Raw genomic sequence first — 20,477 nt, 5'->3', positions numbered from 1 at the left:
GTATCTACTCTTGCTTTTGCTTTTGCAGTTTCTTTATTTCTTCTATATATGAGTTGATGTCCTTGAACTGCCGGTATACCGAGGCGAAACGGACATACGCCACTTCATCCACGTTCTTCAGCCTTTTCATAACCATTTCGCCTATTTTTCGGCTTTCCACTTCCTGTTCCATGGAATTCTTCAATTCTTTTTCCACATCATAAGCAATGTTTTGTAATACTTCCATCGTAACCGGCCGTTTTTCACATGCTTTTATAAGACCGTTTATTATTTTATGGGGATCAAAGACTTCCCGGTTGCCGCTCTTTTTTATTACCATGATGGGAAGTTCATCTATCCGTTCATATGTTGTAAACCTCTTCTTGCATGAAGGGCATTCTCTGCGCCTTCTGATGATACTTCCCTCATCGGTAGGTCTCGAATCCATCACCTTGCTGTCGAGATAACCGCAAAAAGGGCACTTCATAAGACCACCCCTCCCTAATATTATAATGTTTTTTGGAACAAATTAAAAGTCATAATTTATTTTCATTTTTTTTGGGGTTGATGAACTCCTTTAATTCTACTAAAATCACATCAGAACCTATTTTTTAATCTGTTCCCATGGGATGACATAGTCTCCCGACCGGGCAAACAGGCTAAAAAATTTACCCTGTGCCGGAATAATTATGGATTTTACCCGGCCTTCCTCCAGGTCTATATCAAGGTCGCTCACAAACCCCAGTCTCTTGCCGTCGACCATATTGATTACCTCCCTCTGCCGCAGGTCCGATGTTTTAATCACATTATTCACCCCCTCATATGCGATTTGTGCAGCACCGGCTTTATAGTTACTATCATAATTATATTCGGTTTGACCCAAAAAAGTGACCAAAAAAATAAGGCCTTTTTTCAAGGCCTTTTTTATTTTTCCTGAGCAACCTTCAATATATCTTCCTGGACCGTTTGACTCATCGATGTCAGGTTCCTGGTGTTATATGCCACCACGCTTCTCGGGGCAAAGTAAAAGTTAAATATGACAAATGCTGCTATAATTATTACTATATATTTTTCTATAGTTTTAAGCATTTTCCCCACCTCATAGATATACTTTTGGTCAATCATATATATTTCCTCATATGCTTTAACGCAGCCTTTTCAAGTCTGGATACCTGAGCCTGGGATATACCAATCTCCTGCGCTACTTCCATCTGGGTCTTGCCCTCGAAAAACCTGAGGTTTAATATGCGTTTTTCTCTTTCATTGAGTTTCTGCATGGCCTCCTTAATGGAAATACCCTGAAGCCAGTTTTCATCCTGATTTTTTTCATCGCTTATCTGGTCCATTACAAAAATCGGGTCTCCACCGTCATGATATATTGGTTCGAAGAGAGAAATAGGCTCCTGTATGGCATCCAGGGCAAAAACTATTTCCTCTCGTGGTACATTCATCTCCGAGGCGATTTCATTAATGGACGGCTCCCTTGAGTTTTTATTGACAAGCACATCTCTTACCTGTAGGGCTTTGTATGCCACATCTCTCAGTGAACGGCTCACCCTTATTGGGTTATTGTCCCGCAAATATCTTCTTATCTCCCCTATTATCATGGGAACGGCATAGGTTGAAAACTTGACATTTTGATTTAAATCGAAATTATCAATGGCCTTCATCAGGCCTATACAGCCTACCTGGAAAAGGTCATCCACATATTCACCGCGGTTATTGAACCTTTGTATCACACTTAAGACAAGGCGCAGATTGCCATTTATCAACTTTTCCCTGGCTTCTTTATCGCCCTTCTTCAAAAGCAAAAAGAGTTCTTTCATCTTGCTGTTGGAAAGCACCGGGAGCTTTGAAGTATTGACTCCGCATATTTCAACCTTGTTTAAAATCATAAACCTCCCCCCGTTTTCCTGAAACTATCATTTAAAGTCTTGCCAGCGGGGGAGGTTTTTATACATGCTTCTATTTAATTACATCATTCTCACCATTTCTTTTTTCAGCCTTTTAATTATTCTTTTTTCCAGGCGTGAGATGTAAGATTGAGAAATACCCAGCAGGTCAGCCACTTCTTTTTGAGTTTTTTCCACGCCGTCATTCAAACCGAAACGAAGTTTGATAATACATCTTTCCCTCTTTGAAAGCCGCTTTATTGCGGCATCCAGCAATTCTTTATCCACTTCTTCCTCTATACATTTATATATCATGTCATTATCAGTGCCGAGAATATCGGACAGCAAGAGTTCATTCCCATCCCAGTCAATGTTGAGGGGTTCATCAAAGGAAACCTCGACTCTTGTCTTGTTGTTCCTTCTCAGGTACATCAAAATTTCATTCTCTATGCACTTCGAGGCATAGGTGGCCAGTTTGATTTTCTTGTTTGGATCAAAGGTATTTATGGCTTTTATAAGGCCAATGGTTCCAATGGAGACCAGATCTTCTATACCCACCCCTGTGTTCTCGAATTTCTTTGCTATATAAACCACAAGCCGGAGGTTCCGCTCAATCAGGACACTTTTTACTCCCATATCGCCCATGACAAGCTTATTGAGCAGAAAAATTTCTTCTTCGCCGCTGAGCGGCGGCGGCAGCGCTTCCGTTCCGCCGATGTAATAAATGAGAGACTTTTTATATATACCGAGTTGTTTTAGCAGCCTAACAATAATCAGTTTTAAATTTATTTTTTTAAATTTAAACATATTTTTCCCTCCAGCATATTTTTTATTCATTTAATAAATCCGGATTTAACAAAGCCCTATATGTTCCATCGGGGGATAGAATCCTCTGGTAAATACCCAGAATTGCATCTTTTATTTCCAGGATTTTATTGTTAAAAATTACGGTAATCATATCGGGTTTGAAACCAATCATAAGACCCTTGCTTTTTCCTATGCTTTCAAAAGGAATTACTCTAAATCTAGTGGCCCATTTGGATCCCGAAATAAGTTCTCCCATATACTGAAGGTTTTCTTCGGCTCCCTTCATCAATGCGGCCTGTAAATCGGTGCTGAAAAGGTCTTTAACTGCCTCAAACTCTACAATGACTACAGGAAAGTCCGATATAGGGTCATGCAGGTTATTGCCGGTATCAATCAGTGCCTTGATTTCCAGGCTCTTTTCATCAAAGGTAACGGTCATCGGCACCAGCAGTGTATCTTTTGAAAGCATACGGTAAACAAGAGGCCAGAGGAGCTTAAAAAATAAAAACAGCATAAAAGAAGAAACGAGTAATATCCACCATGGTACTGAAATATTATTTATTAAAAGCATACTGTTCAAAAAAGTATCTTTTAAATTATAAAAGTAAAAAAGCGCAAAGGCTCCTCCACCCACCATAAAGGAAATCAGATAAAAAAAACCCAAAATTTTTATGAAATCCTTAAAACTATGTGGTTGAAAACTCACCAATATCATTGCCGCCGACAGGGCTATTTTAAAGGGAAGGCTTTGAAAAACCGGAAAATGCGGCAACACAATGGAAAGCAGAAATATACATCCCGCTGCCGCTCCCAAAAAGATTCTGAAGAAATTTTTTTTTAGATTTAGAACAATCGCCACAAACAACAGAATCAAAAAATTCATCAGCAGGTTTATTAAAAATACCATATCCAAATATATGACCATATTATCCTCCAAAATAATTACCAGTCTATAAAAAACTATATTCGTTTTTCTTGTCCTTTATGATATATTTTAGCACCCCTTTATTTAAAAAAATGTCATATTATGATTTCGGGCATAAAAAAAAGCGCTGATTTTGCGCTTTTAAAGACTTGATATTTTTTATTATTTTATTTTTTGCGGTTCCTCCGCAGAAATGCCGGTATATCCAGGTCTTCGTCGGCGAAGGGACCTACTTCAAATTCTTCCATTTCTATGGATTTTTCTTTAAACTGTTCAAATCCTGTCGCTATGACGGTAATTCTTATTTCATCCTGCAATTTTTCATCTATAACCGCCCCGAAAATAATATTAGCTTCGGGGTCAGCCGCAGAAGAAATAAGTTCTGCTGCCTCATTTACTTCCAGTAATCCCAGGTTTGGCCCTCCGGTTATGTTTAGCAGCACTCCTTTGGCCCCTTCTATGGAAGTTTCCAGCAAGGGACTGGAGATGGCCTGCTTTGCGGCTTCCACAGCTCTGTTTTCGCCGGTCCCTTTTCCTATACCCATGTGTGCCAATCCCGTGCCCATCATGATGGTCCTCACATCGGCAAAGTCAAGATTTATAAGGCCCGGCACCGCAATCAAGTCCGAAATGCCCTGAACGCCCTGTCTCAACACATCATCTGCCATCCTGAAAGCATCGATCATCGATGTCTTTTTTTCGGCTATGGACAGCAGCCTATCATTGGGGATGGTTATTAAGGTATCCACGCTATTCTTAATATTGGTAATTCCCAACTCCGCATTGCTCATACGTTTCTTGCCTTCGAATGCAAAGGGTTTTGTTACAACTCCCACAGTCAGGATTCCAAGATTTTTTGAAATCTCAGCTATCACCGGCGCCGCCCCGGTACCGGTACCTCCTCCCATACCGGCAGTGACGAAAATCATATCGGCACCTTTTAAGACCTCTTCAATTTCATTTTTACTTTCTTCTGCAGCCTTTTTGCCGATTTCCGGATTAGCTCCCGCTCCCAGGCCCTTGGTGAGCTTCTCTCCTATCTGTATTTTTTTATCCGCTTTAGATAGATACAATGCCTGGGCATCGGTGTTAACCGATATAAATTCCACACCCTTAAGCCCAGAATCTATCATGCGGTTGATGGCATTGTTGCCTCCACCACCTATTCCAATAACTTTTATGTTAGCGAATTGTTCCAGATCAACCTCAAAATCCAGCATAAAATTTGGTAACCCCCTTATTTGCTAAAAATATTCTTTAAAGATACGCCTTGCCTTTTCTAAAAATCCATATACTGCTTTTTCTTTAGCCATCGTGCCACTATTAAAGATACCGTGCCTGAGACCATAATACAGCAGTCCTAAAGCCACGGTAAAAGTTTGTTCTCGATCATAAGAGTCGATCACACCCAATCTAACCGGTAGCCCCAAAATCTGCTGGGCAGTTTCCATCGAACCCTTGATATGTACCAGGCCGCCGCCGGTCAAAACTACACCGGCCGGCAGCAGCGACTTTAAATTTAAGTTCTTTAAACAGTTTGATACAAAGGAAAGTATTTCCTGTATTCTGGGTTCCACTATAGCAGTAAGGTCTTTTTGGGAAATTTTCCTGCCGGAAACTTCTCCTATGCTTTGTATTTCAATTTCCGCCTTGTCAGAAGCCAGAGCCGGCCTTGCACAAGCGTATTTGCGTTTAATTTCTTCAGCTCTGGAATAAGGCAATCTTAAACCTATAGCAATATCATTTGTAATATGGTCTCCTCCAAGAGGAATCAAGTCATAGGCTGCGATGCATCCTTCCTGAAAAACTGCGACTTCGGTAGTTCCCGCACCTACATCGACCAAAACCGCACCCATGTCCATTTCATCTTCAGTCAAGAGCATCTCTGCAGCAGCCAGGGGCTTTAAAACCATAGCCTCAATATCAATACCGGCTTTTTGCACACACCTTGCAACGTTTTGCACAGCTGTTAAAAGACCTGTTATGATACATGCCGATACCTCCAGCCTTGTACCTACCATTCCCACAGGGTCTTTTATTCCATCACAGCCATCTACTATAAATTCCCTTGGGATGACATCTATCATCTCCCTATCATAAGGTATTGCCACGATTTTTGCTGCCTGTAAAACCCTTTCAACATCCAGAGGCGTTATTTCCCGAGCATTTCTGGGTATGGCAACAACCCCTCTGTTGTTAAACAGTGAGATATTGCTTCCTGATAGCCCAATTATTGCCCGGTTTATTTTGTTCCCTGCCATTTGACCAGCCTGTTCCACGGCTTTAAATACACTCTGGACTACAGAATCCACATTGATAATATTACCTTTTTTAATACCCGATGATTCGGCTATACCATAGCCCAGTATATCCAGATCACCGGTACGGGTTATTTCACCAATCATACAGCATACCTTGGATGTACCAAGATCCAGGCTTGCCACAATGCTGTTTTTCCCCAAAGCTGCACCTCCCCCCATGGGCAGGTTCTTATCTGTATTAATTCAACAAATAAATAAATTTCCCTTTTATTTTTTAATTATTTTTTTTAAAAAGCCGCTCTATAATCTCCCTGCGGATTATTGCCAGATTCTGAAATATGCGAACTCCGAAGGCGAATATGGCAGCCAGGTATATAGGAATCCCCAGCCTGTCGCCAAAATAAGCCAGAAAACCTGCCAAAAGGGCATTGCTAAAAAACCCTGTTATAAAAATATTCATATTGAAATTATTTTCCTCGATGGCCCGGATGCCTCCAAACACCGAATCCAGAGCTGCCAGCACCGCAATAGACATATAAGGAGCATATATAACGGGCACATTTATAGGAGCATAAATACCTACAAATATTCCCAGTAACAGTCCTATAAGGGGATAAATCATTGTTTTTCACCTGCCTTCACAGGTTTAAAATACTTAAATTGCACCGGACCGTTATAAGCCGGCATATCGATGTTATCCTGTTTTTTAATATTAACCTGGATACCGAACACCTGCAGGGATTCGATCACCCCGCCCCTCATCTTCAGGGAACTTTCCAGTGTGTCAGGATCACCAATGGCCTGTACTATGAAAGGCGGTGCCAGTCTGACTGAGTTTACAATTATTGTTGGCCCTACGCACCTGATTTCACTGTTGGCAATGATCCTCTGACCATTGATAGATACGGCTTCAGCCCCTGCGGCAAACAGTTCGTTTACCACTTTCAAAAGGTCTTCATCGTGTATCAAGAACAAATTAGGGTCTTCCCCGGGCTGTCTCGGGACATTGCTGTCATCCAGGGTGATGACAACACCCGGACCTGTTCCTTCCAATAAACCTGCTGTCATGCGGGCTTTTTCGAGCTCTTTTTTCATGGCATCCGTTAAACTGCTAACCTTTGAGGCGGAATTTTCATATTCGGCCAACCGCCCGCGCAGCTCCGTGACTTCTTTTTTCAACATTTCCCTTTCATCAATAACATTTTTCAACTCAGATGTCAGTTCCTGAACCCTCTGCAGGGAGGTCATGGCTCCCCCATTTATCTGAACGCTTCTAAACTGCGCTACCAACATCATACCCAGTATAAAGCATACCGCAGCAATCAAAAAATGTGCTTGGAAAGTATTTTTCATGGTTTGCCCTCCTTTCCTTCACCTTCACGATTAAAAGGCTTAAACACCGGTGTATCACCACTTATATTCAGTTCTCCCTTTCCCCTGTTGTTTTTTCTCAGATCTTCCAGAATCTGTTCCATCACAGGGATCTTTTTATCGTCGTAACACCCCAAAAAAACCTTAAACCCATCAAGAGTATATAAATAAAATGCGGTATCATTGCTTTCATCAACGGTTACATGTATCTCCGAAAGTTCCGAAGCGATAGGTGATACAGCCGAAATTAATTCCAGAAACTTTTTAAAAGAATCCGCATTATTTTCAATCACGGGTGGCCCGGCCACTGACGCATGTGTTACATTAAACCCCGTAACTACTGGAACCGCAAGATAATCAAGTTTGGGAACTATTTTAACTACTATACCGTCGGAGTCAATTAAAACGAAGCTGCCCAGGTACGGCAGGGCCGCGGCTATCTCTCTTTCCTTTATGCATATCACAAGAGTATGGGGGAGCCTGTAGTTTATCTGAACCTCCTTTACCGGAATAGACTCATATAGGGCTTTCTGTACATCCCCTTTTTTAATCATCAGCAGATTTTTATTATAAAAAAGCTGGCAACTTTAATAACTTCGTCGGAAGAGATATTTTTATTACCCAACACCTGGATATTTTTTACCGCAAACAAGGGGCTGTAGATTACCGGCATTACTGCTATTATACATAAAAAGGCCATCAACAACAATAGTCTTTTTTTGTTAATCTTCCTTTTTCTACTATTGGTGTAAATGTTTTCCTGCAAATATGTCCCAGGCATCTCTACCACTTGTCCTTTTTTTATTAAAAAAATAATGACATTTAAATATAGATACTTTTAAAACTTCAGTTGTTTTTATTTTTTTTTGACAATTTCCGCCCCCAGTGAAGAAAGGTTGTCTTCCAGCCTTTCATATCCCCTCTCCACGTGACTCGAACCATATACCGTGGTTTCACCCTCGGCAGCCAGAGCTGCAATGACCAGGGCAGCTCCAGCTCTCAGATCTTTGGCTTCCACTATGGCTCCCGTTAACTTCCTGACACCTTTAATAATGGCAGTATTTCCATTTATGGTGATATGGGCTCCCATCCTTCGCAATTCTTCCGCATGTTTAAAGCGGTTTTCAAATACGGTTTCGGTTAAAATTGAAGTGCCTTCTACAGTTGCGAGAAGTGCCATCATGGGTGCCTGCATATCTGTAGGAAATCCAGGGTAAGGTAAAGTCCTCAAGCTGTCTAGAGACCTCAATGTGGTATCAGCCGTTAAGTTTATACAATCATCACAGCATTCAAGCTTGCATCCTGTTTCCCGCAATTTTGCCAGGATAGGTTCCATATGTTCCAGCACCACATTTTTTAATGTCACCTGTCCTCTGGTAATGGCTGCTGCCACAAGATAAGTTCCAGCCACAATGCGGTCAGGTATGACCGTATAATCCTCTACCGGTTTTAACTCATCCGAGCCGCATCCATCTATCTTTATGGTATCGGTTCCCGCTCCTTTAATATCAGCGCCCATCCTGTTTAAAAAGTTCTGGAGGTCTACTATTTCCGGTTCTTTGGCGGCATTCCTAATTATGGTCTTACCATTGGCCAGAACTCCAGCCATCATGAGATTTTCGGTAGCTCCCACGCTGGGAAAATCCAGGTGAATATCTGCTCCTCTCAATGCAGGTGCTTCGGCGTAGATAAAACCGTGTTTTTCTCTCAATGTAGCTCCCATGAGAGAAAGACCTTTCAAATGAAGGTCAATAGGCCTTGGACCGATTTCACATCCGCCCGGATAGGATACCCTTACCTTTTTGAACCTTCCCAGCAGGGGGCCCATTAAGACAATTGAAGAGCGCATCTCCCGCATCAAGTCTTCCGGAACTTCCCATATATTTACGTTGCTGGAATCCATCTCTAATATATTCCCACTCTTACTTACTTTCGCCCCGAGTTTCTCTAAAATATCGGTCATTACCTTTATATCCTTAAGGTTGGGTACATCTTTTATCACATTTTTACCTGCATTCAACAATGTAGAAGCAAGAATGGGAAGGCTGGAGTTTTTTGAACCCTGAACCCTGATTTTGCCGGAAAGGCTCTTGCCTCCGGTAATGACATAAGCCCCCACTCACATTTCACCTCCGAAAAATTACCGTTTCCCTCCCTCTACAGTGTCTCTCAGTTTTTCGGCAATACTGTAGGCCACAGTGAATATATCACCCGCTCCTATAGTCAAGACAAAGTCTCCCGGCTGAAGTTTGCCCATTATAAAACCGGGAATATCTCGTTTTTCCTCTATATATGCGATCTGTGTGCCATTTCGCCTTACCGCATCATATATAAGTTCTGACGAAACACCGGGTATGGGCTTTTCCCCTGCGCTGTAAATCCTGGTAATTATCACTTCATCAGCATCTAAAAATGCCGTGCCAAATTCATCGGCCAGTATTTTTGTTCTTGTAAACCTATGAGGTTGAAAAATAGCATAGATTTTTCTGGGATTACATGATCTTGCCGCTTTTAGTGTAGCTTTGATTTCTGTGGGATGATGCCCGTAATCGTCTATTACCTTTATGTTGTTAATATCTCCAATGATCTGAAACCGCCGCTGAACTCCCCTGAAAGTTTTCAACGCCTCGGCTATTTTATCAAAATCTATGCCGAGCCTGTTTCCTATCGCCACAGCTGCCGTCGCATTAGATATATTATGCATGCCGGGTACGTGAAGTTCCACTGTTCCTAAAAAATTTTCCCTGAAATATACATCAAAGAGTGTTCTCATGCCATCTATTTTAATATTTTTCGGCATATAATCCGCTGCAAAATTTATCCCATAAGTATAATATTCCCTGTCAATGTCTTTGATAATATTCCTGACATTCTCATTATCTGTTCCGAGAACGGCAAATCCGCCCTCCTTGATATTGCCTGTAAATTTCTTAAAGGCTGCTTTCATATTTTCCATGTTTTTGTAATAGTCCAGATGGTCATTTTCAATGTTTGTCACCACGGCTATAAAGGGGTTTAACTTTAAAAAAGAGCCATCACTTTCATCAGCTTCCGCTACAAGATAATCGCCCATGCCCAGTGTGGCATTGCCCCCAATATCATTCAATTCTCCGCCTATTACTACTGTTGGATTCAATCCGCTTTTTTCCAGAATTAAAGAAATCATAGATGTGGTGGTGGTCTTTCCATGGGCGCCCGATATGGCTATGCCTTTTTTGGGAGCCATGAGCAAGCTCAGTATATCTGCCCTGTGGACTACTGGGATATTCGATTCCACAGCTTTGATATATTCCGGGTTAGTGCTGGGAATCGCTGATGACAGCACCACCAGTTCAGCACCTGCCACATTAGAAGCCCGGTGTCCTATATGGACTTCTGCTCCGCTATCTTGAAGGCGATGGAGAGCCTCCGATTCTTTGAGGTCTGAACCAGAAACCTTATATCCCATATCCATAAGGATTTTCGCTATGCCGCTCATACCGGTTCCGCCTATGCCGATGAAGTGAATTCGATTATAATTGCCCAGCAAGTTGTTTCTCTCCTTCCATAAGACCGATAAGTGGGGTATATAATTATGATATGCAAAAAAAATAATGATTGTTACTACCAACGCTGCTTGTACAAAATCATCTTAACATATGTAAAAGCTCAAGTAAACTGTTTACCCGATGAGTTTTTTTATTTCAGACAGTATTTTTTCCAGGGCATCGGGTTGTGAAAGTTTCCTACTGGCTGCAGCCATGCTGGAAAGCTTGTTTTTGTCCAGAACGATGCTTTCTATGGTTTTTAACAGGCGTTCACCCGTTAAGTCCTTATCTTCTATGACCAATGCAGCTCCATTTTTTTTCAAAAAGATGGCGTTATAGTCTTGATGATGGCCTGCAGCGTTCGGAAATGGTATTAGAATGGCCGGCTTGCCGCATAGGGTAATCTCGGAAATGCTGATGGCTCCGGCCCGGGCTATAACCAGATCCGCTGCTGCATAGGCATCCTGCATATCATAAATATAAGGTTTTAATTTAATATGCCCCAAAGCATCTGTATTTATTCCTTTATTTTCCAGTAATTGGGTAAAGTTCATATAATGTCTCTGCCCGGTAACCAGAATTACCTGAAACATTTTAGTGCGCATGACCTTCTCAATTACATATATCATTGCATCGTTCAGCCGGGCTGCTCCCTGACTTCCTCCAAAACACAACACCACCGGGATATCGGGCGCAAGACCGTATTCCTTCAATGCCTTTATCCGATTTCCCCCGGCTATTTCAGGCCTCACGGGATTTCCCGTCAACACAGTCTTGTTTTTAGGAAAATATTTTACAGAATCCTGAAAGCTTATTGCTACCCTATCCACGAAGTTTGAAAGGAACCTGTTGGTAATGCCCGGTTTGACATTCTGTTCATGTATTATGGTAGGGATACCCATGACCGATGCAAAAAATATGACGGGACCAGCCACATAGCCCCCGGTCCCGATAACAAGGTCCGGCTTGATTTGCCTTAATATTTTAACAGAATCAAGGCCCCCAAGAAACATTTCTTTTATCGAAGAAAGGGTATCCAGAGAGAGCTTCCGTTGAAAACCTTTAACTCTAATTTTTTTTAAATTAAATCCGGCTTTCGGCACTAAATCCCTTTCAAGGCCCCTGTCTGTTCCGACAAAAACAATATCGGCATCGGAAAAATCCCGCTTAAGACCTGAAGCTATGGCAATGGCAGGATAGATATGCCCTCCAGTGCCTCCACCGGCTAAAATAAATCTTTTCCTCGGCATTTTTATTTTGCCTCCGTGTATCTGGATATATTTAATAGAATGCCTACCTGCGACATGGTTATTATCAATGAGGATCCGCCGTAGCTTATGAAAGGCAGCGGCATACCCGTTACCGGCATTGATGCCGTAACTACGGCGATATTTATTAAAAACTGCAGTGCAATAAGTGTTGTAAGACCCGTAGCCAGAAATTTACCAAACAGGTCCGGAGCTGTCAAAGCTGTTCTGTAACCCCGCCAGATAAAAAACATAAAGAGTAAAATAACAAAACACGCACCAAGAAATCCCAGTTCTTCTCCTATTATAGCAAAAATAAAATCGGTTTGAGGCTCTGGCAGATAAAAAAATTTCTGGCGGCTATGGCCCAGCCCTACCCCTATCAATCCTCCCGACCCCAGAGCATAAAGGGATTGGACAATGTGATATCCTTTATCCTGAATATCCTCCCATGGGTTTAAAAAGGAAATAAATCTGCCCATACGGTAACCTTTTGTAAAGATAAGTACCATGACCGCCGCAAAACCCACGGTACCAAGAGAAAAAAGCTGAATCATACTGGCCCCGGCCGCAAAAAGCATGACAAAAGCCGTCATCCCCACCAGTACCGTAGCGCTCAAATGTGGTTCAATAACTATCAGCCCGCAAACCAGGCCTGTAACAATCAAAAATGGCAAAATTCCCGTAAAAAAATTCCTTATTTTGTCCTGCTTTCTTTCAAGACCATCTGCAAGATATATTACCATACCCAGCTTTGCCAGCTCGGAAGGTTGAACGGTGAGGGAGCCGACCCCTATCCATCTCCTGGCTCCGTTTAGCTCAATGCCTACACCCGGGATTAGCACGATTAAGAGCAGCAAAAACATAAAAAAAACAATGATTTTCTCATGTTTTTTAATATTCCAGTAATCATAGTTCATAAAAAATATCATGGCTAAAAACCCCAGAGCTGCCCAGGCCATCTGCCGTTTTAAAAAATACAGGCTGTCCTTGTGCAAATAATATGCCCACACACTGCTGGAACTGAAAACCATGATAATGCCAAAACATAAAAGCGTCAGTGAAGAAAAAAGAATAGCAAAATCCGGAGGCTTTTGATTTCTCATTTTTGTATCACCCCTTTTTAACTTTTAAAGAGTGAACAGCTTCTTTAAAAATCCGCCCCCGCTCCTCAAAGTTTTCAAACATATCCCAGCTGGCACAAGCGGGTGACAAAAGCACCACATCACCGGGCTGGGCTGATTCGCTTGCCAGGTCCACCGCTTCCTGCATAGATCTGGCCCTCTGGGTATTGAAAAAACCGTTTTCCCGGGCAGTTTTTTCAATAGCATCCGCAGTGGCTCCGATAAGAATCACTTTTTTCACCTTACCCTCAAAGGATTTTACAAAACCAGTAAAATCACTCTTCTTGTCATACCCCCCTGCTATTAGCACTATGGGCTCTTCCACGGCTTCTATGGCCTTTTGCGCCGCATCAGGGTTTGTTCCTTTAGAGTCATTTATGTATTTTACTCCATCAATAGTAGCTACAAATTCCAGCCTGTGTTCCACACCGTGAAAGTCCTTAAGGGTTTCGGCCAGATTGTTTAGATTGACTCTGGTTATCCACGCTACGCTCACAGCTGCCAGGGCATTCTCCAGATTGTGAGACCCCTTTATTCCCAATTCTTTAGTTTTGAGAATTGGATACATATTTCCATTCTCTTTAATAACAATGACACCATTTTTGACAAATATGCCCCTTTCCAGTTCCTTCTGCCTGCTGAAAAATACCACCTTGCTCTTTGCCCTCTTTGCCAGGGATGAAACAATGGGATCGTCAAAATTTAAAACCGTATAATCTCCTTCATCCTGGTTTTCCATAACCCTTGCCTTGGCTTCTATATAGTTTTCGAAAGTTTTATGCCGGTTCAGGTGGTCTTCGGTAATATTTAATATTACGCTTATTTTGGGCTTAAAATGCACAATATTCTCCAACTGGAAACTACTTACTTCCACTACCAGATAATCCTTTTGACCATATTCATCGATTTCCCGTACAAGGGGAATACCTATATTCCCTGCTACGGCAATATTCCTTCCATCATTCTTCAAAATTTCACCAATGAGGGTAGTAGTGGTGGTCTTGCCGTTAGTTCCGGTCACCGCAATGATCGTGGCTTTTGCAAACCAGTAACCCAGCTCCAGTTCGCTTATAACCGATATGTCTCTCTTTCTGGCTTCTTCAAGAATGGCAAGGTCATTGGGAACTCCCGGGCTTACCACTACAAGGTCACAGTCTTCCAACAATTTTAATGGATGGCCGCCGCACACCAGATTAATTCCAAGGGATTCCAGGGGACCGATATCCTTCAGGTCCTCCCTGGGCTTTGCATCGTTGCCAGTGACTTTTGCGCCCATTTTTTTAAGTTCTATGGCCGCCGCTATGCCGCTTCGGGCAAGGCCAATTATGAGCACATTTTTACCCCTTACATCCATAACTTATATTCCCCTTTCAAAGACTTGTCTTTTTATCTTAAACCAGTTGCATTAAAAAGTACTATACCCAGAATCCCGGTAACAATCGTAAAAGCCCAAAAAAACAAAACCACTTTGTCCTCGCTCCATCCTACAAGTTCGAAGTGATGATGAATAGGGCTCATTTTGAAAATTCTCTTTCCTGTCATTCTAAAAAAAATCACCTGAAGGATAACGGAAAGAGTTTCTATAATAAAAATCATGCCGAATAATATCAAATATAACTGCGTGCCCGTAAGCACTGCCAGGGCCGCCAGAGCTCCTCCCAGGCCTAGGGAACCGGTATCTCCCATAAAAACCCTGGCAGGATGATGATTATATATCAAGAATCCCAGACAACCGCCGCTTATGGCCGCTCCAAACACTGCAAGACTATAATTGCCCAAAAAAAGTGAAATCAATGTATAAAAAAAGCTAATGACAACAACAATCCCCGACACAAGTCCATCAAGGCCGTCAGTCAGATTCACACTATTGACGGTCCCGAGAATTACAAATACCGTAAATGGAATAAACATCATGCCCAGGTTTAAACCCTTCGAAAATCCCGGTGCCAGCAGAACGGTGGTTCCAGGATAAAAACTGTAGGCATAAAAAGCCAGGATGAAAGAAACAATTAGTTGAAAAAGCAGTTTATGATTTGCCCTCAAGCCTAAAGACCTTTTTTTTGCTATTTTAATAAAATCATCCACAAAACCGATCAGAGCAAAGGCAACCATAGAGAAAATAGCCATTAACACATTTGTAGACCTATGGGAAAAAACCAGCGCCGAAATGGCTATAGCCGGAATAAACATTATTCCGCCCATGGTTGGTGTGCCCATTTTTTTAAAGTGCCTTTTGGGGCCGTCAGCCCTTACAGTCTGACCAAATTTCAATCTGGCAAGCATTGGCACAGTATATATACCGAAAAAAGCCACAATCAAAAAACTGAAAAGAGCCGCGTAAAACTCGGTTTTCAATCTAAAACCCCCATTAGAACCATAGTTATTTCCTCAAGCTTCATCACCCGGGATGCCTTAATTAAGATTATATCACAATCTTCGACAATTTTTTTTATATCTTTCGCGGCACTACTTGTGGCGTTATATTTAAATAAACTATTTGTATCAGATCGCTTTTCACAAAACCCTTCAGCCATATCGCCGGAAAATTCTCCGATGGCGACCAGAATATCGGTTTTATCCGCAGCATAGCGGCCCACTTCCCTATGGGCTGTTTTTGAGTAATCGCCGAGTTCCCGCATATCCCCTAAAACTGCAGCTTTCTTTTTACCTCTGCCGCTTTCCGCCAGTATATCCAGGGCAGCCTTCATGGAGTCCGGATTGGCATTGTAGGTATCATCTATAATCACAGCTCCTGTTTTAGACTTTTTAAATTCCATCCTCATCTTCGCGGCTTTCAGGTTGGAAAATCCCTCTTGAATTTGCTTCTCAGAAAGACCCAGTTCAAAACCCACTGCCAGGGCAGCCGCCGCATTTTTCGCATTGTGACTCCCGGGCAGGGGCACCTCAAACCTCATATCTCCGTACTTGCCATATATATGAAACTTTATCCCGTTATTACCAAAAGATTCTATATTTCCTACCCTGACATCGCCCCTTTCAAGGCCAAAATAAACCGTCCTGGGAACTATGTCATCCCTCTTTTCCCATAACTCCGGGCTGTCTGCATTCAGCACCGCCAGATCGTCCCTTTTCAGGGGTTCCAGTATTTCCATCTTTGCCCGGGCTATATTTTGTTTGCTTCCGAGTTTTTCTATGTGAGCCACTCCTATGTTTGTTATCACCGAAACATTGGGTTTAACCACTGCTGAAAGACGCCTAATTTCTCCCAATCCGCTCATGCCCATTTCCACAACGCCTATCTGGTGGCGCTTATCAAGGCAAAACAAAGTAAGGGGAAGTCCAATTTCATTGTTGAAATTGCCCTCGGTCTTCAGCACCTCAAACCTGGTCTTTAAAACTTCCGCAATCATATTCTTGGTGGTGGTCTTTCCTACGCTCCCCGTAACAGCTACAAAAGGAATGTTAAAAAGGTTGCGGTAATATCCGGCAAGCATGAGCAGGGCTTTTTGAGTATTATCCACAAAAATAATCAAACTTCTGTCATTACATGGACCAAGTTTTCCCTTTTTGCGCATCTCGCATAAAGCGGCGGCCGCGCCCTTTTCCAGTGCGTGTTTTATGAAATCATGGCCGTCGAAATTTTCGCCTGCAAGAGGCACAAAGAGCTCGCCGCCCTTTATGTTTCTAGAATCGGTAGATACACCTTTGATGACGCCCTCAATAACACCGTCCGTAAAACCCGAGGTGGCCTTTATTACTTCTTCTATTTTTAATGGAATCATCTCAATTTCCCCTTCTTGACCAGCAACTCGGCTGCTACTTCCCTATCGTCAAAATGGATGGTCCTATCCTTTAAAATCTGATAGTCTTCATGGCCCTTTCCGGCTATCAAAATCACATCGTCTTTTTTTGCCATTTCTATGGCTTTTGCAATGGCCTCTCTCCTGTCCGCAATCTTTTCATAATTGCTGCTCACTACACCTTTTTCTATCTCGTCTATAATAGCTTCAGGCTCCTCACTTCTCGGATTGTCGCTGGTAATTATACAATAATCAGAAAGCCGGGATGCAATGCTCCCCATAATCGGCCTCTTCTTGCGGTCTCGGTCTCCACCACATCCAAAAACGGTGATGATCCTACCCCTGGCAAAGCTTTTTATAGTCTTTAACACATTCTCCAGGCCGTCGGGAGTATGGGCATAGTCAACAATTACCGCAAAATCCTGCCCCACTATTACAGGTTCAAATCTTCCGGGAACACCCCTGACTTTTCCCAGGGCATCTATCAGGGTATCCATTGGAATCCCCAGTGCAAGACCCGCGCCCAGGGCTGCCAGGGAGTTATAGACACTGAATCTTCCGGGAACGTGGTATGAGATGGAGAACTTTTCACCTTTAACCTCTATATCGTAAAATACTCCTTCGAGAGATATATTGACATTCCTGGCTCTCAAATCCGCATCAGTGTCGATACCGTAAGAAATAGCCGGAATATCTATGCTCTGCAGAATCTTTCTCCCGCTCTCATCATCTACATTTACCACTGCCTTTCTGGAAAGGTCAAAAAGCTTCTTTTTGGATTCGTAATAATCCTCAAAGGTTTTGTGAAAATCCAGATGGTCCTGAGTTAGATTGGTAAATATACCTACCTGAAAATCAATGCCATCGACCCGGTGAAGTTTCAGAGAATGTGAAGATACCTCCATAGCCACATAATTCACGCCCTGCTGCACCATATTCAGGAACAGTCGGTTGAGTTCCAGGGATTCCGGCGTAGTCCGCTCCGCATGGAGAATTTTATCTCCTATGAGGTTCCCGATGGTACCTATCACTCCGGTTTTGTAGCCCGCCCGGTCCAGCATGGCCTTAACCAGATAAGTGGTGGTGGTCTTGCCGTTGGTACCTGTTACTCCAATTATCCCGAGTTTGCGGGAAGGATAGCCGTAAAACCATGCCGAAGCTTCAGCCAGAGCTTTTCGGCTGTTCCTCACCCTTATATATATAATGCCAGGCAAATCCAGATCCTGTTCACCTATTATCGCTGCAGCGCCTCTAGAAATCGCCTGGGGAACAAAGTCATGGCCATCCACGTTAAACCCCTTAATAGCCACGAAAAGACAGCCTTCCGAAACCATTCTGGAGTCGTAAGCCACAGAAGATATATCCGCATCGCCGGGACCTTTCACATATACAATATCTGACATTTTTGTTATGAGATTTCCTATTTTCACATTTTATCCCTTTCTTTACTAAAATATTATCCTCCAAATTTGTGACAATTATTCGATTATGGCTTCTGGTCAAATTCAACTTTTACGGTGGTACCCAGGCCTACTTCGATTCCCGGCGGAGGGTTTTGCTTTTGGGCAAAGCCACTGCCGCTTATATCTATATTCAGGCCTATGGCATTCAAAATATCCGTGGATTCCTTGACAGTTCTGCCTTTCAAATCGGGAATCACCACCGGGTCTTTATTTGTTCGGGAATTGGTAACTTTTAAAATCACCGTGGAATTTTTATTGACCTCGGCTCCAGGCATCGGCACCTGGCTTGAAACCACATATCCCTCTCCCTCTACCCTGACTGCCAGTCCTTCCTTTTGCAGTATCTTTTTGGCATCTTCCACGAAAAGATTCCGTACATCCGGTACTTTAACCGATACATTATCCTGTTTTTGAGGAATTTCCGGTTTTATTCCGAGGTAATTCAAGGTGTCGCTCATCACTCTCTGGAAAACCGGTCCCGCTATTTGACCACCATATATGATACCCGCCGATGGTTCATCTATAATCACCAGCGCGGCCAGCTTCGGGTCATCGGCAGGGACAAACCCTTCGTAAGAAGCCACATACTTGCCTGCGGCATATTTTTCCGCGGTACCGGTCTTACCCGCTACTCTAAATCCTTCTATTTTACCCCTGCCGCCAGTACCGTTGGTAACGACGCTTTCCAGTATCTTCTTCATTTCCTGGGCAGTTTCGTAAGATATGACCTGCCTTACCGGAGTTACGCCAAACTCATGGATTACCTTGCCATTCTTGTCCAGAATAGCTCTGGCCACATGGGGCTGTACCATCTTGCCGTCATTGGCTATGGCGGACAGTGCTGTTATGAGTTGAATGGGCGTCACCGAAATGCCCTGACCGAAGGAAATGGTCGCCAGCTCCACAGGCCCTATTTTAGAAGGATCAAAAAGTCCTCCGGCTTCTCCCGGCAGATCGATACCGGTGGTTTGGCCGAAACCGAAACCTTTAATGTATTTTATAAACCGCTCCTTGCCGAGCTTTTGAACAACACTTACAAAACCGGGGTTGCACGAGTTTTCAACCACCTGGATAAAAGTCTGGCTCCCGTGGCCCCCGTGATACCAGCATCCTATGCGGACTCCGGACACGATGGCATACCCGGGGTCAAAAAATTTATCCTCCGGGTGGACTACATTTTCTTCAAGGCCCGCCGACGCAGTCACGATCTTAAATGTAGAACCCGGTTCATATACATCGGACACAGCGGGGTTTCTCCATAGTTTTGGAGTATATTTTGCATAATTGTTGGGATCATAATCCGGCTTGTTGGCCAGTGCCAGGATCTCCCCTGTCCTGGGGTCCATCACAATGATGGTTCCCCTCTTGGCCTTGTGCTCTGCGATGGCCTTTTCCAGTTCTCTTTCCGCAATATGTTGAATAACCTTATCTATGGTAAGTTGAAGATTATACCCATCTTCCGGGGGTATGTACCTCTCGACACCAAAGGGCAACTTCCTGCTCATGGCATCGGTTTCCGCCACTATCCTGCCCGGAACGCCTTTCAGATATTTGTCATATATCAATTCTGCTCCATCAAGCCCCTGGCTATCTATTCCGGTAAATCCCAGGATGTGGGATGCCAGATTCCTCTCGGGATAAAAACGCTTATTCTCTTTTGTAAAATATATGCCTTTAAGGTTTAATTTGCGGACGGCTGCCGATTCCTCATCGGTTATCTTTCGTTTAATGTAAATCGTAGCCCTCTTTCTGGCTTTGGCATCGGTAATGGTCTGAACAAGTTCTTCTTTGTTCAAATTGAGCGCCGAAGAAAGAAGTGTAGCGGTCTTTTCCACATCAATGATATCCGGCGGACTTGCCATTACAGTATCTACGGTGGCACTTATGGCCAGGGGGTTATTATTTCTATCGTATATGGTTCCCCTTTGTGGTTCTACGGGCACATCCATTGTCCACTGGTCCTGAGCCCGCGCCTTAAGTTCGTCGCTGCGAACAAGCTGTATCCAGAAAACCCTGCCCATTATGGTAAAACTTGCAATTAATGAAAATAAAAGGAGTACAACCAATCTCCTTTTAATCAGTGTCAGGGGAACTGTCATTTAAATCACCCGCACAAGTCG

Annotated in this window: 20 protein-coding genes; all 20 read right to left on the bottom strand. The window is 43.0% G+C overall.

The window, feature by feature from the left end:
• Window positions 1-4 precede the first annotated feature (4 nt).
• The gene (gene nrdR / locus D2962_RS06795; protein ID WP_120766607.1) at window positions 5-466 is read right to left on the bottom strand and encodes a transcriptional regulator NrdR; all 462 of its coding nucleotides are present in this window, start codon (window positions 464-466) and stop codon (window positions 5-7) included.
• A 117-nt stretch (window positions 467-583) separates the two neighbouring features.
• Window positions 584-784, bottom strand: a complete 201-nt coding sequence (locus D2962_RS06790) for a YlmC/YmxH family sporulation protein (protein ID WP_245984941.1) — start codon at window positions 782-784, stop codon at window positions 584-586.
• A gap of 119 nt (window positions 785-903) precedes the next feature.
• On the bottom strand, window positions 904-1,104 hold the full coding sequence (locus tag D2962_RS06785; RefSeq protein WP_120766606.1) for a hypothetical protein: 201 nt from the start codon (window positions 1,102-1,104) through the stop codon (window positions 904-906).
• Window positions 1,101-1,874 carry an RNA polymerase sporulation sigma factor SigG gene (sigG, locus tag D2962_RS06780; protein ID WP_120766605.1) on the bottom strand — a complete coding sequence of 258 codons (774 nt, stop codon included), beginning with the start codon at window positions 1,872-1,874 and terminating at the stop codon, window positions 1,101-1,103. The genes D2962_RS06785 and sigG overlap by 4 nt, the downstream gene beginning before the upstream one ends.
• Before the next feature lie 78 nt (window positions 1,875-1,952).
• A complete protein-coding gene (gene sigE, locus D2962_RS06775; protein ID WP_120766604.1) occupies window positions 1,953-2,678 on the bottom strand; it encodes an RNA polymerase sporulation sigma factor SigE in 726 nt (241 codons plus the stop codon).
• A 22-nt stretch (window positions 2,679-2,700) separates the two neighbouring features.
• Window positions 2,701-3,603 carry a sigma-E processing peptidase SpoIIGA gene (gene spoIIGA / locus D2962_RS06770; RefSeq protein WP_122014562.1) on the bottom strand — a complete coding sequence of 301 codons (903 nt, stop codon included), beginning with the start codon at window positions 3,601-3,603 and terminating at the stop codon, window positions 2,701-2,703.
• 167 nt (window positions 3,604-3,770) lie between these two features.
• On the bottom strand, window positions 3,771-4,823 hold the full coding sequence (gene ftsZ, locus D2962_RS06765; protein ID WP_120766602.1) for a cell division protein FtsZ: 1,053 nt from the start codon (window positions 4,821-4,823) through the stop codon (window positions 3,771-3,773).
• Window positions 4,824-4,847: 24 nt separating this feature from the next.
• On the bottom strand, window positions 4,848-6,065 hold the full coding sequence (gene ftsA / locus D2962_RS06760) for a cell division protein FtsA (protein WP_122014561.1): 1,218 nt from the start codon (window positions 6,063-6,065) through the stop codon (window positions 4,848-4,850).
• 73 nt (window positions 6,066-6,138) lie between these two features.
• On the bottom strand, window positions 6,139-6,486 hold the full coding sequence (locus D2962_RS06755; protein ID WP_120766600.1) for a small basic family protein: 348 nt from the start codon (window positions 6,484-6,486) through the stop codon (window positions 6,139-6,141).
• The gene (locus tag D2962_RS06750; protein ID WP_120766599.1) at window positions 6,483-7,217 is read right to left on the bottom strand and encodes a DUF881 domain-containing protein; all 735 of its coding nucleotides are present in this window, start codon (window positions 7,215-7,217) and stop codon (window positions 6,483-6,485) included. Before D2962_RS06750 ends, D2962_RS06755 begins: the two co-directional genes overlap by 4 nt.
• The gene (locus D2962_RS06745) at window positions 7,214-7,789 is read right to left on the bottom strand and encodes a cell division protein FtsQ/DivIB (protein ID WP_122014560.1); all 576 of its coding nucleotides are present in this window, start codon (window positions 7,787-7,789) and stop codon (window positions 7,214-7,216) included. Before D2962_RS06745 ends, D2962_RS06750 begins: the two co-directional genes overlap by 4 nt.
• Before the next feature lie 302 nt (window positions 7,790-8,091).
• Window positions 8,092-9,354, bottom strand: coding sequence for a UDP-N-acetylglucosamine 1-carboxyvinyltransferase (gene murA, locus D2962_RS06735; protein ID WP_122014558.1), 1,263 nt, complete (start codon window positions 9,352-9,354; stop codon window positions 8,092-8,094).
• Window positions 9,355-9,375: 21 nt separating this feature from the next.
• Entirely contained in the window at window positions 9,376-10,764 is a 1,389-nt protein-coding gene (gene murC / locus D2962_RS06730) for a UDP-N-acetylmuramate--L-alanine ligase (RefSeq protein WP_122014557.1), read from the bottom strand.
• A 132-nt stretch (window positions 10,765-10,896) separates the two neighbouring features.
• Window positions 10,897-12,012 (bottom strand): undecaprenyldiphospho-muramoylpentapeptide beta-N-acetylglucosaminyltransferase, encoded by a 1,116-nt coding sequence (murG, locus tag D2962_RS06725; protein WP_122014556.1) that lies wholly within the window; start codon window positions 12,010-12,012, stop codon window positions 10,897-10,899.
• Window positions 12,013-12,014: 2 nt separating this feature from the next.
• Window positions 12,015-13,115 (bottom strand): stage V sporulation protein E, encoded by a 1,101-nt coding sequence (gene spoVE / locus D2962_RS06720; RefSeq protein ID WP_122014555.1) that lies wholly within the window; start codon window positions 13,113-13,115, stop codon window positions 12,015-12,017.
• A 7-nt stretch (window positions 13,116-13,122) separates the two neighbouring features.
• The gene (gene murD / locus D2962_RS06715) at window positions 13,123-14,487 is read right to left on the bottom strand and encodes a UDP-N-acetylmuramoyl-L-alanine--D-glutamate ligase (RefSeq protein ID WP_122014554.1); all 1,365 of its coding nucleotides are present in this window, start codon (window positions 14,485-14,487) and stop codon (window positions 13,123-13,125) included.
• Between the two features lie 32 nt (window positions 14,488-14,519).
• Entirely contained in the window at window positions 14,520-15,488 is a 969-nt protein-coding gene (gene mraY, locus D2962_RS06710; protein ID WP_122014553.1) for a phospho-N-acetylmuramoyl-pentapeptide-transferase, read from the bottom strand.
• Complete coding sequence (locus D2962_RS06705; protein WP_122014552.1) at window positions 15,485-16,876, bottom strand: UDP-N-acetylmuramoyl-tripeptide--D-alanyl-D-alanine ligase; 1,392 nt, start codon at window positions 16,874-16,876, stop codon at window positions 15,485-15,487. Before D2962_RS06705 ends, mraY begins: the two co-directional genes overlap by 4 nt.
• Window positions 16,873-18,324: a UDP-N-acetylmuramoyl-L-alanyl-D-glutamate--2,6-diaminopimelate ligase gene (locus D2962_RS06700; RefSeq protein ID WP_245984939.1), complete on the bottom strand. Its 1,452-nt coding sequence runs from the start codon at window positions 18,322-18,324 to the stop codon at window positions 16,873-16,875. The genes D2962_RS06705 and D2962_RS06700 overlap by 4 nt, the downstream gene beginning before the upstream one ends.
• Before the next feature lie 56 nt (window positions 18,325-18,380).
• Window positions 18,381-20,456 carry a stage V sporulation protein D gene (locus D2962_RS06695; RefSeq protein WP_122014551.1) on the bottom strand — a complete coding sequence of 692 codons (2,076 nt, stop codon included), beginning with the start codon at window positions 20,454-20,456 and terminating at the stop codon, window positions 18,381-18,383.
• Between the last annotated feature and the right edge of the window lie 21 nt (window positions 20,457-20,477).

This window comes from Biomaibacter acetigenes (assembly GCF_003691585.1).
In the GTDB taxonomy this organism is placed as follows: Bacteria; Bacillota; Thermosediminibacteria; order Thermosediminibacterales; family Tepidanaerobacteraceae; genus Biomaibacter; species Biomaibacter acetigenes.
The sequence above is the reverse complement of the archived record's forward strand: the minus strand, read 5'-3'. Positions and strand labels throughout refer to the sequence as shown.

Coding starts and splice junctions, on each gene's coding strand:
- spoIIGA (WP_122014562.1), bottom strand. CDS start 3,603: ATGGTCATATATTTGGATATGGTATTTTTAATAAACCTGCTGATGAAT.
- ftsZ (WP_120766602.1), bottom strand. CDS start 4,823: ATGCTGGATTTTGAGGTTGATCTGGAACAATTCGCTAACATAAAAGTT.
- D2962_RS06705 (WP_122014552.1), bottom strand. CDS start 16,876: ATGATTCCATTAAAAATAGAAGAAGTAATAAAGGCCACCTCGGGTTTT.
- murG (WP_122014556.1), bottom strand. CDS start 12,012: ATGCCGAGGAAAAGATTTATTTTAGCCGGTGGAGGCACTGGAGGGCAT.
- D2962_RS06745 (WP_122014560.1), bottom strand. CDS start 7,789: ATGATTAAAAAAGGGGATGTACAGAAAGCCCTATATGAGTCTATTCCG.
- D2962_RS06750 (WP_120766599.1), bottom strand. CDS start 7,217: ATGAAAAATACTTTCCAAGCACATTTTTTGATTGCTGCGGTATGCTTT.
- sigE (WP_120766604.1), bottom strand. CDS start 2,678: ATGTTTAAATTTAAAAAAATAAATTTAAAACTGATTATTGTTAGGCTG.
- spoVE (WP_122014555.1), bottom strand. CDS start 13,115: ATGAGAAATCAAAAGCCTCCGGATTTTGCTATTCTTTTTTCTTCACTG.
- D2962_RS06755 (WP_120766600.1), bottom strand. CDS start 6,486: ATGATTTATCCCCTTATAGGACTGTTACTGGGAATATTTGTAGGTATT.
- murD (WP_122014554.1), bottom strand. CDS start 14,487: ATGGATGTAAGGGGTAAAAATGTGCTCATAATTGGCCTTGCCCGAAGC.
- D2962_RS06695 (WP_122014551.1), bottom strand. CDS start 20,456: ATGACAGTTCCCCTGACACTGATTAAAAGGAGATTGGTTGTACTCCTT.
- D2962_RS06785 (WP_120766606.1), bottom strand. CDS start 1,104: ATGATTGACCAAAAGTATATCTATGAGGTGGGGAAAATGCTTAAAACT.
- sigG (WP_120766605.1), bottom strand. CDS start 1,874: ATGATTTTAAACAAGGTTGAAATATGCGGAGTCAATACTTCAAAGCTC.
- nrdR (WP_120766607.1), bottom strand. CDS start 466: ATGAAGTGCCCTTTTTGCGGTTATCTCGACAGCAAGGTGATGGATTCG.